This is a genomic window from Nocardioides cavernae (genome assembly GCF_016907475.1).
GTDB lineage: Bacteria > Actinomycetota > Actinomycetes > Propionibacteriales > Nocardioidaceae > Nocardioides > Nocardioides cavernae.
In genome coordinates this window covers 4458474-4472982 of the sequence record NZ_JAFBCA010000001.1, presented here as the reverse complement: position 1 = coordinate 4472982, position 14509 = coordinate 4458474, and the positions used below count along the sequence as shown (strand labels likewise).

Genomic DNA, 14509 nt, shown 5'->3' with positions numbered 1-14509 from the left:
ACCATCATGGCGCGGCCGGCCCAACCCGGTGGCGGGACTCAGCCCTGTGTCGCGTCGGAGTCCAGCACGAGGTCCGCGCTCTGCTCCTTGCCGCCGCTCGTCCAGGTGACGCTCACCGAGTCACCGGGGCGGTAGGAGCGGATGGTCGCGACGAGGGAGTCGGCACCGGTGATCCGCTGGTCGTCGACCTTGGTGATGACGCTGCCCGAGCCCAGGCCCGCCTTGTCGGCGGTCGAGCCCGGGGTCACCTCGCGCACGACGGCGCCTGCGGCGTCACCGGTCTGCGCGTCACCGACCTGGATGCCGAGCCGTGCGTGCGTCGGGGTCTCGCCCGAGGCCATCTGGTCCACGATCGGCATCACCTCATCGATGGGGATCGCGAACCCGAGGCCGATCGAGCCCGACTCCGACTGGCCGCCGCCGTAGGGCGACTGCGACGCCGCGGTGCGGATCGAGGAGTTGATGCCGATCACCGCGCCGGTCAGGTCGACCAGCGGGCCGCCGGAGTTGCCGGGGTTGATGGCCGCGTCGGTCTGGATCGCGGGGTACGTCGTGGAGTTGCCCTGGTCGTCGGAGCCGACGTTGACCGGACGGTCGAGGGCACTGACGATGCCGCTGGTGACGGTGGCGTCGAGACCGAACGGCGACCCGATGGCGACGACGCTCTCGCCGACACCGAGGTTGGCGGACTTGCCGATCGTGGCCGGGGTGAGGTCGGAGACCCCCTCGGCCTTGATCACGGCGGTGTCGGTGAGCGGGTCGGTGCCGAGGACCTCGGCCTTGGCGCTGGTGCCGTCGTCGAACGACACGGTGAGGCTGCCGGCCTCGGCGCCCTCCACCACGTGGTTGTTGGTCAGGATCGTGCCGTCGGCGGTGAGGATGATGCCGGACCCCGACGCGCCCCCCTCGGCCGTGGTGACGTCGATCTTGACGACGCTGGGCAGCACCTTCTGGGCCACCGACTCCACGGAGCCGTCGGCCGCGGGGGCCTGCGACTGCGACGACACCGTCGACGTCGACACGGGGCTCGCCTGCGACGAGCCGCCCGACCCGTCCTGGGTGGCGTCCCACCAGGCGGCACCGCCGATGCCGGCCCCTCCGCCGACCAGGAGGGACGTGGCGACGACAGCGGCGGCCAGACCGGTCCGGCCCCGCCCCTTGCGCTCACGGGACGGCGCGTGGGTGGCCAGCTGGAGCGGAAGCCCGGGGTACGTGGGCTGCGGCTGCGTGGGGTGCGGGTCCGTGCCGGTCCACCCGGAGGAGGCGCGCTGGTACGGGTTGTCGTCGGCGGGCCGCGGGTGCTGCGGGTGCTGCGGGCCGCCGTACTGGGGGGTCTGTCCGTCGCTCATGTCTTCGACAGTGCGCCGTGACCCTGTGGATGCCCTGAGAACGGGCTGTAAAGGTGCAGAGACCTTGGATCAGCGCGGCAGGTCAGGCAGCGCCAGCCACTCGGCCCACGTGAGGTCACGGCCCACGTAGCGCGGGCGCTCGAGCGGCCAGTCCGCGGCGATCCAGCGCGGGACGAGCTCGTCGAGCGCAGCCTCGAGCTCGGTGCCCACGCACTCGTCCACCACCCACCACGAGATCTCCGCGTCGGCGCCCGGCTTCTCCGGCGGGTCGATGTAGACGCAGCCCAGCAGCGCCGTCTCGTCGGTGTCGAGGAGCGCGTAGTTGAACGACTCGTGCGTCTCCATCTCCGCAGCGTGGCGGGCCAGGTCGGCACGGTCGGCCTCGTGCGTCATGTCGGCCGGTGGCCACCCCCACGCCTCGCCGTAGATGCTCCACAACCGCTCGCGCGAGCCCATGACGGCGACCATGTCGAGGTCGGTGTCCTCGGCGCGGATCGGACGCAGGTGGTGCCCGAACGGGACCTCGACCCGGGTCGGGTGGCGGAAGTCGGTGGGTAGCCAGGGCGACGCGGGGGTGCTGGTGGGCGGTGCCGACATGGGGTGTCCTCTCGGTGCTCATCGGGTGGGTCATCGGGTGGGTCATCGGGCCGCTGCCTGGTGGGCGGCGAGCCGGCGGAGCGCCGCGATGCCGCGGCTGGTGTTGGACTTGACGGTGCCGGTCGAGCAGCCGAGGACGGCGGCGGTCTCGGCGACGCTGAGCTGCTCGTAGTAGCGCAGGGCGACGGCGGCGCGCTGCTGGGGCGGGAGTGCCACGACGAGGTCCCAGAGGCGGCCCGGCGGGTCCGTGACCGGGCCGGGACCGACGTCCGGAGCCTTCTCCGGGAGGTCGGCCGACGCGACCTCGTCGCGCCGCCACGGCTGGCGCTGCCAGCTGACGTACTGCCGGGTGATGGTGCGCCGGACGTAGGCGTCGGCGGCCGCACGCTCGCGCAGTCCCTCCCAGCGGGGGAGGACCCGGACCAGGGAGTCCTGGAGCAGGTCCTCCGCGCTGTGCGGGTCGCCGGCGACGGCGCGGGCCCAGCGGAGCAGCGCGGGTCGTCGCGCGGCGACGTACGACCCGAAGTCGACGACCGCGGTCGACCGTGCGGCCGGGGACACGTCAGTCCTCGCCGGCGGTGCGCAGCAGGCCGAGGGAGACCACGACCAGCCACACGGGTCCGGTCATGCCGGCCATGTACTGCAGCGGGCTGACCATGAACAGGGCGGTGAGCCCGCCCAGCACGAGGCTGGTCCACCCGAGCCACGACGCGTACGCGCCCGTGCGCGCGGCGCGGAACAGGGCCAGGCCGGTGAGGCCGGCGCCGCCCCACAGCCACGGGATCGTGCCGATCCAGTGGTTGAAGAAGGTGGCGCTCTCCGGCACCACGAGGCCGGCGTCCTCGGTGAGGGCGAAGGCGAACTCCGTGGTGAGTCCGGCGCCGATCAGCTGCGCGACCGCCACCAGGCCCAGCCCGGCCACTGCCACACCGGGCACGAGGCTGTCGGGACGGGTGCGGGCCAGCAGCTGGCGGTGCAGGCCCGCCGCGAAGATCACCAGCAGCACGCACGAGAACATCGTGGCGGTGTGGAAGGCGAGGATCTCGGGCACCTGGGTGGCGAGCTTCGCGGTGATCGCCTCGGCGTCGCCCGCGGCCGCGGGGTCGTAGACGGCGTCGACCATCCCGCTGGTGATCGCTCCGACGATCCCCAGGACGCCGGCGCCGGTGCCCGCGAGGACCCAGCCGCGACCGGACGGCTCGTACGTCGGCGCTGTGCCCGGGGTGCCCGGGGTGGTGGTGGTCTGGTCGAGCGTGCTGCTCATGGCGTCTCCTGGATCGAGGTGGAGGCACGGGTGCGTGCCGTGCCACCACCCTCGGGCCGTACGACGACACGGGCCACGGACAGCCGCAGGTGTACGAGGGGTGTACGAGGTCCGGCCGGGTCAGCCCGCGGTTTCGCCGGGCTCGCGCAGCAGGGCCGCGGCGTGGACCGCGGAGAACCCGCGCCCGGTGTCGAGGGCGTCGTCGTAGCGGTCGGGACCGAGGTGCGACCGGGCGTCGTCGGCGGCCGCGGTGATGGCGGCGGGATCAGGCCGGTAGTAGCCGTAGCCCTGGGCTCCCTGTGCCTCGCGGATCGCCTGGGCGGCGCCGAGCAGCAAGGGCACCCGCGCGTGCTGGTCGGAGGCCGCGGCGAGCACCGCCCCCGCGTCGAGGAGGTAGGCGAGGTTGGCCTGGTCGCCCGTCTCCAGCGACAGCCGGGTGCTCTCCTCGAGGTGGCGGCGGGCGGCGACGTGGTCGCCGCGCCCGAGCTCGACCTGGAAGAGGTTGTAGAGCGCGATGTAGGACGACAACCGGTCCTCCCGACTCCTGGCCGAGTCGAGGCCGGCCTCGATCAGCCGGACCGCCTCGTCGGCGTCACCTTCGAGGAGCGCCACGGTGCCCAGCCAGACGTGCGCCAACCCCCAGGTCCACTGGACCTCGGGGCCACCGACCGCGGCATGGTGCATGGCCGCCTCGAAACGGTCCCGGGCCAGCGCGAGGTCGCCGTCGACGAGCGCCACGAGGCCCTCGCCCGCCACGGCGTTGGAGAGGATCGCCGGGTCGTCGCCCGCGCGCTCGTGGGAGCGTGCCCACCACCCGCTCGCCGCGGTGACGTCGTCCATGGCGAAGGCCATCGTGGCGGCCGCGAGCGCGGCGCGGGCGTGCACGTCGTCGGGCAGGTCAGCGGCGTGGTGGAGGGCGGTCTCCGCGAACCGCCGACCGTGGTCGTGGCCGCCGCGCAGCCACCAGTAGAGCCACAGCTCCCATGCCATCCGGGCCGGGGTCTCGACGTCACCGGCCGCCAGGGAGCGCTCGGCGGCCGCGGTGAGGTTGGCGTGCTCGAGGTCGATGCGGTTGAGCGCCGCGACCTGGCCGCCGTCGCGGTAGCTCGAGTGGTTGGTCTCAGCGACCGTGAGGTAGTGAGCCGCATGGGCCCGCGCCGCAGAGTCCCACTCGCCCGCCTCGCGCAGCAGGTCGCGGGCGTACTGGGCCACCGGCTCCAGCATCCGCAGCCGGCCCGACCCCTCGGCGAGGACCAGGGAGTGCTCGACCAGCTCCTCCAGGCTGGTGACGACCTCGTCATGGGCGATCCCGACCCGGGCGGCGATCGCCTCGAGGTCGACCAGGGTGGTGCCGCCGACGAAGACACCCATCAGCCGCAGCAGCCGGCGCGCCGGTGCATCGAGCAGTCCCTGGCTCCAGTCCAGGGTGGCGCGCATCGTGCGCTGGCGGGGTGGGAGGTCGCGCGGGCCGGCCTGCAGCGCCGTGTCGAGCCGCTGCAGCAGCGAGCCCGGGTCGAGCAAGCGCGCCCGGGCGGCAGCGAGCTCGAGGGCGAGGGGCAGCCCGGCGAGGCGCTCGCACGTGGCGCCGACGGCCGCGGCGTCGGCCGGGTCGGCGCCCCACCCGGGCTTGACCCGCTGCGCCCGATCGAGCAGCAGCCGCGCCGCGGGGGAGGGCGTCCCGTCGGGGTGGTCGTCCACCTCGAGCGGCTCCACGGCGTACTCCGTCTCGCCGCGCACCCGCAGCGGCGCCCGGCTGGTCGCCAGGACGGACAGGTCGGGCACGGCCGCCACGATCGCGGCGACGTCCGACGCGGCGGCGAGGAGGTGCTCGACGTTGTCCAGCACGAGGAGCAGGTGCTGGCCGCGCAGCCGGTCGACGATGTCGTCGGCGACGGACCGGGTGGGGTCGCGGACGGCGTCCACGGCGTCGGCGACCGCCGGGAGCAGCTGGCCCGGCTCCAGGAGCGGCGCGAGCTCGACCAGGCGTACGCCGTCGGCGAAGCGGTCGCGGACCGATGCCGCTGCGGCCAGGGACAGGCGGGTCTTGCCCACGCCGCCGGGGCCGCTGAGGGTGACCAGCCGGTTCGTGCGCAGGAGGTCGGCGACGCGGCCGACGTCGTCGTCGCGACCGATGAGCGGCGTGGTCGGGACCGGCAGCTCGCGCCTGCCGGAGGTCCCGTCCACCGCAGACGTCGGCGCGGCCGCACGCGGTGACCGTGACGGGACCGCGGCCAGCAGCGCGGCGCGTTGGTCCTCGTCCAGGTCGAGCGCGGTCGCGAGCGACCGGAGCGTGTGCGGGTAGGGCCGGGTCCGGGTGCCGCGCTCCAGCGCGCTGATCGCGTGCGGGCTCAGCCCTGCGCGTGCGGCGAGCTCCTCCTGCGACAGGCCGGCGTCCTCCCGCATCGCGCGCAGCACCGAGCCGAGGGTGCCGTCCCCACGTGTCTCCACGTCACCTCCGTGACCGCCCGTCGTCCCACACCCCGAGTAGCTCGGGAGTGTAGTGACATCCGCGGCTCCGGATGAAGCATCGAGCTGGGTGGTGACGCACGTATGAACGCCCTGAACGCCGCGAGGGCCATGCGGCGAAGCCGCATGGCCCTCGGCGGGGTGAGCGCCGCAGCGCGGCGCAGCCGGGCAAGGTGACACCCGTTGGTGCTGAGGCTCAGGCCCAGCGCTCGGACGCCGCGGTGAAGGTCAGCTCGCGGTCGCCGGTGTAGATCTGCTTGGGACGGGCGATCTTCTGGTCCTTGTCCTGCACCAGCTCCGACCACTGCGCCAGCCAGCCCGGGGTGCGGCCGATGGCGAACAGCACGGTGAACATCTCCGGCGGGAACTGGAAGGCCTCGTAGATGAGGCCCGAGTAGAAGTCCACGTTGGGGTAGAGCTTGCGCTTGACGAAGTACTCGTCCTCGAGCGCGATCTTCTCCAGCTCCTTGGCGATCTCGAGGAGCGGGTTGACCCCGGTGACCTCGAAGACGTCGTCACAGGCCTTCTTGATGATCGTGGCGCGCGGGTCGAAGTTCTTGTAGACCCGGTGGCCGAAGCCCATCAGGCGCTCGTTGCCGTTCTTCACGCCCTCGATGAAGGCGGGGATGTTCTCCTTGCTGCCGATGCGCTTGAGCATCCGCAGCACCGCCTCGTTGGCGCCACCGTGCAGCGGGCCGTAGAGGGCGCCGACGCCGGCGGAGACGGCCGAGTAGGGGTCGACCTGCGAGGAGCCGACGGAGCGGACCGCGTTGGTCGAGCAGTTCTGCTCGTGGTCGGCGTGCAGGATGAACAGCACGTCGAGGGCCTTGACCAGGCGCGGGTCGGCCTCGAACTTCGACTCGCTCATCTTGAAGAGCATCGAGAGGAAGTTGGCGGTGTAGCCCAGGTCGTTGTCGGGATAGACGTAGGGCTTGCCCTGCGCGTGGCGGAACGACCACGCGCCGAGGGTCGGCATCTTCGCGATCATGCGGACGATCTGCATGTGGCGGTTGTCCGCGTCGCTGATGTTGCGGGCGTCTGGGTAGAACGTCGACAGCGCTCCGACCGAGGCCATCAGCATGCCCATCGGGTGGGCGTCGTAGCGGAAGCCCTGCATGAAGGTCTTCACGTTCTCGTGGACGAACGTGTGGTAGGTGATCTCGTGCACCCACGTGTCGTACTGCTCCTTGGTGGGCAGCTCGCCGTGGATGAGGAGGTAGGCCACCTCGAGGAAGTTGGACTTCTCCGCGAGCTGCTCGATCGGGTAGCCCCGGTACTCGAGGATGCCCTTGTCACCGTCGATGAAGGTGACGGCCGAGCGGCACGACGCGGTGTTGACGAAACCCGGGTCGTAGGTCGCGAGACCGGGCTGCTCCTCGTCGAGTCGGATCTGTCCCAGATCCTTGGCCGCGATCGTGTTGTCGTTGATCGCGATGTCGTACGTCTGACCGGTCCGGTTGTCGGTGACAGTCAGGGAATCCTTGGCCGCAACGTCGGTCACGTCGGCTCCTGTTCATACGTCTTTGTACGTCTGTGGGGTCCCCTCAACCTAGTCCGCCGTCCGTGAGGACCGCGAATCAGGTGTCCAGCAGTGGGACGGGCGCCGGTGCGCCCCGAGGTCACCGTCCGGCGACCCGGTGCGCGACCCGGGCGATGCGGCTGGTGCGTCGCAGGCCGTCGTCCTCGCGACGGTCCGCGGCGCGGTAGAGGCCGTACAGCGCGTGCACGCCGGCCCACCGGAACGGCTCCGGCTCCCACCTCCGGACCCGGTGCCCCGTCCACGGCAGGCGGGTCAGGTCAGTGCCGTTGCCGAGCACCAGGTCGCGCAAGGTGCGGCCGGCCAGGTTGGTCGCGGTGAGCCCCGAGCCGACGTAGCCGCCGGCGTGCCCGAGGCCCGTCGACGGGTCGTACGCGACGCTGGCGCTCCAGTCGCGCGGCACGCCCAGCACGCCGCACCAGGCGTGGTCGAGGCGGACGCCGGCGAGCGACGGGAACAGGCTCGACAGCGTCGAGCGCAGCGACTCGACGGTCCGGTCCTGGGTGCGGCCGTCGACATCGGTGCGCGAGCCGAAGCGGTAGGGGATGCCCCGTCCGCCCATCGCGATGCGGCCGTCGGCGGTGCGCTGGGCGTAGCAGTAGGCGTGCGCCTCGTCGCCGAGCAGCTCCTCGCCGTCCCACCCGATCCCGCCCCACTGCGCGTCGGTGAGCGGCGCGGTCACGACGATCGCGGAGTTCATCGGCAGCCAGTCGCGGCGGTGCCCCGCGAGACCGGCGGTGAAACCCTCCAGGCAGCGCAGCACCACCGGCGCCCGCAGCGTGCCGCGATCGGTCACCACCGAGCCGGGGGAGACAGACGTGACCCGGGTGCCCTCGTGGATGCGTACGCCGCGCTCCCGCACGACACGGGCGACGCCGGACACCAGCCGGGCGGGCTGCACGCGGGCGCAGTCGGGGTCGAAGTGGCCGGACACGGCTCCGGCCACCTGGACCCGGTCGGCGACCTGCCCGGCGGTGAGCTCTCCGTCGAGCCGCTGCCGCTGCGCCTCCGAGCGGGCGACGGTGAGGACGCCGCTGCGCACGATGTCGGCCTCGATACCCTCCCGGGCGGCCACCCCGACGACCTCGTCGACCGTGGCGCGCAGGGCGTCCCGGAGGCGCTGGACTCCGTCCTCTCCCGCCACGGCGGCGTACGTCCGCGCGCTCCCGGCGAGCTCGCTCGACAGCCAGCCGCCGTTGCGTCCCGAGGCGCCGAAGCCGGCGAACTCCGCCTCGACGACCCGGACGTCGAGGGTCGGGTCGGCCTCCGCGAGGTAGTACGCCGTCCAGAGCCCGGTGAGCCCACCGCCCACGATCGCGACGTCGCAGGACGTGTCACCCTGGAGCCGGTCGGTGGGGGAGGGCAGCCCGACCTGCTGCCACCAGAAGGACACGCCGCCGTTGCGCACGCCAGCCATTGTCACGCTCCGCCGTTTTGACCCCCACGCTCGGCGCGCCGTAATCTTGCTGGTCGCGACTCCTGCCGCGTCCGTCCTCTCCGGGGACGGGTGCAGATCCGGACGTCATCCCTCGTCTCCGTGCGCGGAGCTCGGGAGCGATCCGGGCCGTGTTCGTCAGAAGCCGCAGCAGCACCAGTCGGCCCTCGTCCGAGGGCCGGGACCAACGAACCAGAACGGGATACCGCCGTGCGCACGTACAGCCCCAAGCCCGCTGACATCCAGCGTGAGTGGCACGTCATCGACGCCACCGACGTGGTCCTGGGCCGCCTCGCCGTCCAGACCGCCAACCTCCTCCGCGGCAAGCACAAGCCGACCTTCGCCCCCCACATGGACATGGGCGACTTCGTGATCATCGTGAACGCCTCGAAGGTGTCGCTCTCGGGGACGAAGAAGACCACCAAGATGGCCTACCGCCACTCCGGCTTCCCGGGCGGCCTCTCGGCCACCCCCTTCGGTGAGCTCCTCGAGAAGGACGCCCGCAAGGCCATCGAAGGCGCCGTGTGGGGCATGCTCCCGAAGAACAAGCTCGGTCGACAGGTGCTGAAGAAGCTCAAGGTCTACTCCGGCCCCGACCACCCGCACCTGGCCCAGCAGGCCACTCCCTTCGAGATCTCGCAGATCTCCCAGTGACTGAGGACGCACAGATGACTGAGAACACCACCCTGGACTCGGGCGAGGTCGAGGAGACCTTCGAGACCGGCGCCGACGGCGTGAGCTACACGTCCGAGAGCGACGCCTCGGCCGACACCCCGGCCCGTCCGGCCACCATCGCCCCCGGCGCGGCCACCGGCCGCCGCAAGGAGGCCGTCGCCCGCGTGCGCATCGTGCCCGGCACCGGCGAGTGGACCATCAACGGCCGCTCGATGGACAGCTACTTCCCGAACAAGCTGCACCAGCAGATCGCCAACGAGCCGTTCGTCGAGCTGCAGCTCGAGGGCCGCTTCGACGTGATCGCCCGCATCCACGGCGGCGGCATCGCCGGCCAGGCCGGCGCCCTGCGCCTCGGCGTGGCGCGCTCGCTCAACGGGATCGACACCGACGCCAACCGCCCGGCCCTCAAGAAGGCCGGTCTGCTGACCCGCGACGCCCGCGTCGTGGAGCGCAAGAAGGCCGGGCTCAAGAAGGCCCGCAAGGCCTCGCAGTTCAGCAAGCGCTGACCCAGCCTGCACCTCGAGGCCCGCACCGTCGTCCGACGGTGCGGGCCTCGTCGCATGTCCGGCCTCGTTTCAGCACCGGACGCGGGCGACCCGTAGGCTCCCGGGCCATGACGCGACTCTTCGGCACCGACGGCGTCCGAGGCCTGGCCAACGCCGACCTGACGGCGGAGCTCGCCCTCGACCTCTCGGTCTGCGCGGCCCACGTCCTGGCCGACCGCGGCGAGTTCGCGGGGCACCGACCCCTCGCCGTCGTGGGCCGCGACACCCGCATCTCCGGCCAGTTCCTCGAGGCCGCGGTGGTCGCGGGCCTCGCGTCGGCCGGTGTCGACGTGCTCCTGCTCGGCGTGCTGCCGACGCCCGGTGTGGCCTACATGACCGACAGGCTCGGCGCCGACCTCGGTGTGATGCTGTCGGCGTCCCACAACCCCATGCCCGACAACGGCATCAAGTTCCTCGCCCGAGGCGGGCACAAGCTCGACGACGCGATCGAGATCGCGATCGAGCGGCGGATGGGCGAGCCGTGGGAGCGGCCCACCGGTGGCAGCGTCGGTCGGGTGCGGACCTACGAGACCGCGGTCGAGGAGTACGCCGCCCACCTCGAGAGCACGATCAGCCACCCGCTGGTGGGGCTCAAGGTCGTCCTCGACTGTGCCGAGGGTGCCGCGCACGCCGCCGGTCCCCGTGCGCTCGAGGACGCCGGCGCGACCGTCATCGCGATCCACGCCGACCCCGACGGCCTCAACATCAACGACGACTGCGGGTCCACGCACCTCGGTGACCTGCAGAAGGCCGTCGTCGAGCACGGCGCCCACGCCGGCTTCGCGCTCGACGGCGACGCCGACCGCTGCCTGGCGGTCGACGCCGAGGGCAACGTCGTCGACGGCGACCAGCTCCTCGCGATCCTGTCGCTGTCGCTGCTCGAGCAGGGTCGGCTGGCGAAGGACACCGTCGTCGCCACCGTGATGAGCAACCTCGGCTTCGTGCAGGCCATGCGCGCCGGCGGTGTCGGGGTGCGCCAGACCAAGGTCGGCGACCGCTACGTCCTCGAGGCGATGAAGATCTCCGGCTACAACCTCGGCGGCGAGCAGTCCGGCCACGTCATCCTCAGCGACCACGCCACCACCGGCGACGGCATCCTGACCACGCTCCACGTCATGGAGCGGATGGCCACCACCGGTCGGTCGCTGGCCGACCTCGCCTCGGTGATGTCCCGGCTCCCGCAGGTCCTGCTCAACGTCTCGGGGGTCGACAAGTCGCGCGCCGACGAGGACGCCGTGCTGGCTGCGGCCGTCGCGGAGGAGGAGGCCGTGCTCGGTGAGCGTGGTCGCATCCTGCTGCGCCCGTCGGGCACCGAGCCGATCGTGCGCGTGATGGTCGAGGCGCCCACCGAGGACGAGGCCGAGGGCGTCGCCTCGCGGCTCGCCCACGTCGTACGCACCCAGCTCTCACTTCCGTGACCACCGATCCACGGCCGGGCCCTGAGGAGCACGAGCCGGCGCACCGCGGGTGGCTCTCGCTCGGCGACGTGGCCTTCGGGATCGGGATCGGGCTGGCGCTCGCCGTCGTGCTGGCCGTCCTGACGCCCGGCACGCGCGCCCACCTGTTGGGCGGCACCGACCAGCGGGAGACGACGGTCGTCTCCGTGAGCGAGGGTCCGCGACCCCGGGAGGACGACCGGACCCTGACCTCCTACGAGCTGCGCTGGTCAGAGGGCGACGACGTGCGGACCGCGACGTTCCGTCGGTCGGGCCCGCAGGAGCGCGAGGTCGGTGACACCTGGACGCTGTGGGTCTCGCCGGACGGTTCGTCGGTGGAGGCGAGCTCGCCGCTCTCCACCTGGCTCTGGCTGGGGGTCGGCATGCCCGCCTTCGTCCTCCTGATCGGCGCCCTCGTGCGCTGGCGGGGGCGCGTGATGGCGAGAGCGTCCATCCGCGAGGCCGACCGGATCGAAGCAGCCCGCCGACGGCGGGCCGCGCGCCCCTAGGCCTCCCTCAGGTCGGCGAGCACCCCCGCGGCGCGCCGCACCGCCGTCGCCCGCTCGGGCGCCGTGGACGCGAACACCCGTCCCGCCTCGTGCAGCGAGGCGATCTCCTCGTCGAGGAGCGCGAGCTCGTCGGCGTCGCTGAGCTCCCGGCGCTCCGCCTCGGCGGCGCCGGCCCCGACCGGGGCCTGCTCGATCGCACCGGCCCGGGCAGCGGTCGGCACCGCCTCGGCGTTCTCGAGCGCGGACAGTGCGGTCCGCAGGGTCGACACGGTCTCGGTGTCCCTGGCCTTGCGGGCCTCGAGCAGGGCCGCGCGCAGCCGGGTGCGGAGCGGTGAGTCGGTGGTCATGCCCGACCCTCCCGCAGCGGCGACGTCGTACGCACCCTGTTATCCGGGGTGCAGGTCGACCTGCCGGGCCACTACCGTCACGGCGTGGGCGTCGACATCGAGCAGTTCAACCCGCACAACCAGGCGGCCCTGCGCGCGTGGTGGGAGGTCGGGCACGCTGCCACCGCCGACCGGCCCGGCAAGCCGTGGCCGCTGTGGGAGCAGAGCCGGGTCGCGCTCCCCACCCCGAACCCCGAGCGCGGCGTCACCCTGGTGGCCGCGATCGACGGCCGCGAGATGGTCGGCGCGGGGCTGGTCATCCGCACGCTGAAGGAGAACCTGCACACCGCCATGGCCTTCGCCTACGTCCGGCCCGACCGCACCCGCGAGGGCATCGGCCGCCGGCTGGTGGAGGAGCTCGAGGTGATCGCAGCAGGCGACGGTCGTACGACGATCCAGAGCGAGGCCTACCTCCCGCCGGGCGGGTCCGGCACGGGGCCCGAGCTCTTCGCGCGGGCCCTGGGCTACGAGGTGGCGAGCCGGGAGTCGATCAAGGAGCTGACGCTCGCCGACTTCGTCGCGCGCCGCGACGCGCTGGCCGCATCGGCTCCGGTCCCGGAGGGCTATCGCGTCATCACCTTCGACACCGTGTGCCCGGAGGACCACCTGGCGTCGTTCGGGCGCCTGCTGGGCATGCTGATGTCGGAGGTGCCGCTCGGCGAGCTCGACCTCCAGGCGTCGGAGTGGACCCCGGAGCGCATCCGCGAGGCGGAGCAGCGGCAGGTGTCGGTGGGGCGGCACCTGCTGACCGCGATGGCCATCGCCCCGGACGGCTCCGTGGCCGGCGTGTCCGACCTGCGCGTCGACGACAGCGACCCGGCGTACGGCCAGATCGGCATCACGATCGTCGACCCCGCGCACCGAGGCAGGAGGCTCGGGCTGGTGCTCAAGACGGCGACCCACGACCTGGCGGTCGCGACCTGGCCCGGGCTGGTCTCGGTCGACACCTCCAACGCGGAGGTCAACACCTGGATGAACGCCGTCAACGAGGCGCTGGGCTACCGCACCATCGAGACGCTGTTGGAGCTGCAGAAGAAGCTCTGACCAGCGGGCGTCGGACTCGGCGTCATGCGCCGAAACCCCGGCGCGGGACGTCATGGCGAGCGGCTGCCCCAGCGACCGCCTGCCATGACGTCGTACGACAGCGTCATGGCGAGTGGTTGCGATGGGGACCTCGGTCCATGACGTCCTGGCCCTGCGTCGGTGGGGCCACCTCGCGACCAGCCCGGCCACAAGGTCTCCACAGGTCTCGCCGCACAGGCGTCCTCCACAGGTGCGGCGCCGAACCGTCGCGCTCGGTGTGGTGAGCGTCGAGGCTCGCGTCGCATGGGCACACAGACCAGGCACGGCCGCGAGCAGCGGGACCGCATCATCGACGAGCTCGCGGCGATCGCGGACTGCCAGGGCGGCGTCGTGTCTCGCGGACAGGCGTACGCCGCAGGCATGACGCGCGGCGAGGTCCGGGCGCAGCTGCGGGCGCGGCGTTGGCAGCGGGTGTGGTCCCGCTCGATCTGCCTGCACACCGGCCCTGTCCCGATCCTCGGCCGGCACTGGGCAGCGGTCTTCGAGGGAGGGGATCGCGCGATGCTCGACGGAGCGGCGTCGCTCGTGGCGTCGGGGTTGACCGGTTTCGAGGCGCGCGTCCATCGGGTGTCGGTGCCTCGCGGGGTCACGCCGTTGCGGGGCGTTGGCCTCGACATCCGTCGGACGCGACGCTGGTCCAGCGTCGATCGCGTCGCGACCGGAGTGCCCCGGACCCGCGTCCCGGTAGCAGCGGTACGCGCGGCCATGTGGGCGGAGAGCGACAAGCAGGCGGCGCTCCTCCTGACGATGCCGGTGCAGCAGGGGCTGACGACCGCCGCCCACCTGGGCCAGGCCCTGCTGGCCGTGAAGCGTGACCGCCGACGCGAGCTCATGCACGCGGTGGTCAACGACCTTCTCGGTGGCGTTCGCTCGCTCGGCGAGCTGGACGTCGCACGGGAGTGCCGGCGCCGGGGTCTACCCGAACCCGACCGGCAGGTGGTCCGCCGCGGCAAGGACGGCCGCTACTACCTCGACGTCTGCTGGGACACCTTCGGCCTCGTGGTCGAGATCGACGGGATCCACCACACGTGGGCGACCTCGGTCGTGCCGGACGCCCTTCGCCAGAACGAGGTCGTCCTCGGCGAGGCCCGGGTGCTGCGCCTGCCGCTGCTGGGGCTTCGCGTCGCCGCGGACGACTTCTTCGACCAGGTCGAACGAGGACTGCGTGCAGGCGGCTGGCGCCAGGCCGCGTGAGCCGCAACCCGGGTCGCGCACGTCGTACGTCAT

General features: G+C 72.7%; 14 protein-coding genes. 6 read left to right on the top strand and 8 right to left on the bottom strand.

Annotated features, from left to right (window positions below; translation table 11 throughout):
• Window positions 1-38: 38 nt before the first annotated feature.
• The 7 genes from JOD65_RS21045 to JOD65_RS21015 all read right to left on the bottom strand — a co-directional run bounded on the left by JOD65_RS21045 (window position 39) and on the right by JOD65_RS21015 (window position 8630).
• A complete protein-coding gene (locus JOD65_RS21045; RefSeq protein ID WP_191194674.1) occupies window positions 39-1349 on the bottom strand; it encodes a S1C family serine protease in 1311 nt (436 codons plus the stop codon).
• A 69-nt stretch (window positions 1350-1418) separates the two neighbouring features.
• The gene (locus JOD65_RS21040) at window positions 1419-1946 is read right to left on the bottom strand and encodes a GNAT family N-acetyltransferase (RefSeq protein WP_191194675.1); all 528 of its coding nucleotides are present in this window, start codon (window positions 1944-1946) and stop codon (window positions 1419-1421) included.
• Window positions 1947-1988: 42 nt separating this feature from the next.
• On the bottom strand, window positions 1989-2507 hold the full coding sequence (locus JOD65_RS21035; RefSeq protein ID WP_191194676.1) for a SigE family RNA polymerase sigma factor: 519 nt from the start codon (window positions 2505-2507) through the stop codon (window positions 1989-1991).
• Window position 2508: 1 nt separating this feature from the next.
• Window positions 2509-3210, bottom strand: coding sequence for a hypothetical protein (locus JOD65_RS21030; protein WP_204811319.1), 702 nt, complete (start codon window positions 3208-3210; stop codon window positions 2509-2511).
• Between the two features lie 120 nt (window positions 3211-3330).
• Window positions 3331-5658 (bottom strand): ATP-binding protein, encoded by a 2328-nt coding sequence (locus tag JOD65_RS21025; RefSeq protein WP_191194677.1) that lies wholly within the window; start codon window positions 5656-5658, stop codon window positions 3331-3333.
• A gap of 214 nt (window positions 5659-5872) precedes the next feature.
• Entirely contained in the window at window positions 5873-7177 is a 1305-nt protein-coding gene (locus JOD65_RS21020) for a citrate synthase (RefSeq protein ID WP_191194678.1), read from the bottom strand.
• A 118-nt stretch (window positions 7178-7295) separates the two neighbouring features.
• Complete coding sequence (locus tag JOD65_RS21015) at window positions 7296-8630, bottom strand: NAD(P)/FAD-dependent oxidoreductase (RefSeq protein WP_191194679.1); 1335 nt, start codon at window positions 8628-8630, stop codon at window positions 7296-7298.
• A gap of 228 nt (window positions 8631-8858) precedes the next feature.
• Between JOD65_RS21015 and rplM the strand changes: the two genes are divergently transcribed.
• The 4 genes from rplM to JOD65_RS20995 all read left to right on the top strand — a co-directional run bounded on the left by rplM (window position 8859) and on the right by JOD65_RS20995 (window position 11813).
• Window positions 8859-9302, top strand: coding sequence for a 50S ribosomal protein L13 (gene rplM, locus JOD65_RS21010; protein ID WP_191194680.1), 444 nt, complete (start codon window positions 8859-8861; stop codon window positions 9300-9302).
• Window positions 9303-9316: 14 nt separating this feature from the next.
• Window positions 9317-9829, top strand: a complete 513-nt coding sequence (gene rpsI / locus JOD65_RS21005) for a 30S ribosomal protein S9 (RefSeq protein ID WP_191194681.1) — start codon at window positions 9317-9319, stop codon at window positions 9827-9829.
• A gap of 107 nt (window positions 9830-9936) precedes the next feature.
• A complete protein-coding gene (gene glmM, locus JOD65_RS21000; protein ID WP_191194682.1) occupies window positions 9937-11286 on the top strand; it encodes a phosphoglucosamine mutase in 1350 nt (449 codons plus the stop codon).
• Entirely contained in the window at window positions 11283-11813 is a 531-nt protein-coding gene (locus JOD65_RS20995; protein WP_191194683.1) for a hypothetical protein, read from the top strand. The genes glmM and JOD65_RS20995 overlap by 4 nt, the downstream gene beginning before the upstream one ends.
• Here JOD65_RS20995 and JOD65_RS20990 read toward each other — a convergent pair.
• Entirely contained in the window at window positions 11810-12160 is a 351-nt protein-coding gene (locus JOD65_RS20990; RefSeq protein WP_191194684.1) for a GatB/YqeY domain-containing protein, read from the bottom strand. The genes JOD65_RS20995 and JOD65_RS20990 overlap by 4 nt on opposite strands.
• 84 nt (window positions 12161-12244) lie before the next feature.
• On the opposite strand from JOD65_RS20990, the gene JOD65_RS20985 reads away from it, so the two are divergent.
• Both JOD65_RS20985 and JOD65_RS20980 read left to right on the top strand, forming a co-directional pair.
• The gene (locus tag JOD65_RS20985) at window positions 12245-13243 is read left to right on the top strand and encodes a GNAT family N-acetyltransferase (RefSeq protein WP_191194685.1); all 999 of its coding nucleotides are present in this window, start codon (window positions 12245-12247) and stop codon (window positions 13241-13243) included.
• Window positions 13244-13525: 282 nt separating this feature from the next.
• Window positions 13526-14476 (top strand): hypothetical protein, encoded by a 951-nt coding sequence (locus JOD65_RS20980; protein WP_191194686.1) that lies wholly within the window; start codon window positions 13526-13528, stop codon window positions 14474-14476.
• Window positions 14477-14509: the final 33 nt, after the last annotated feature.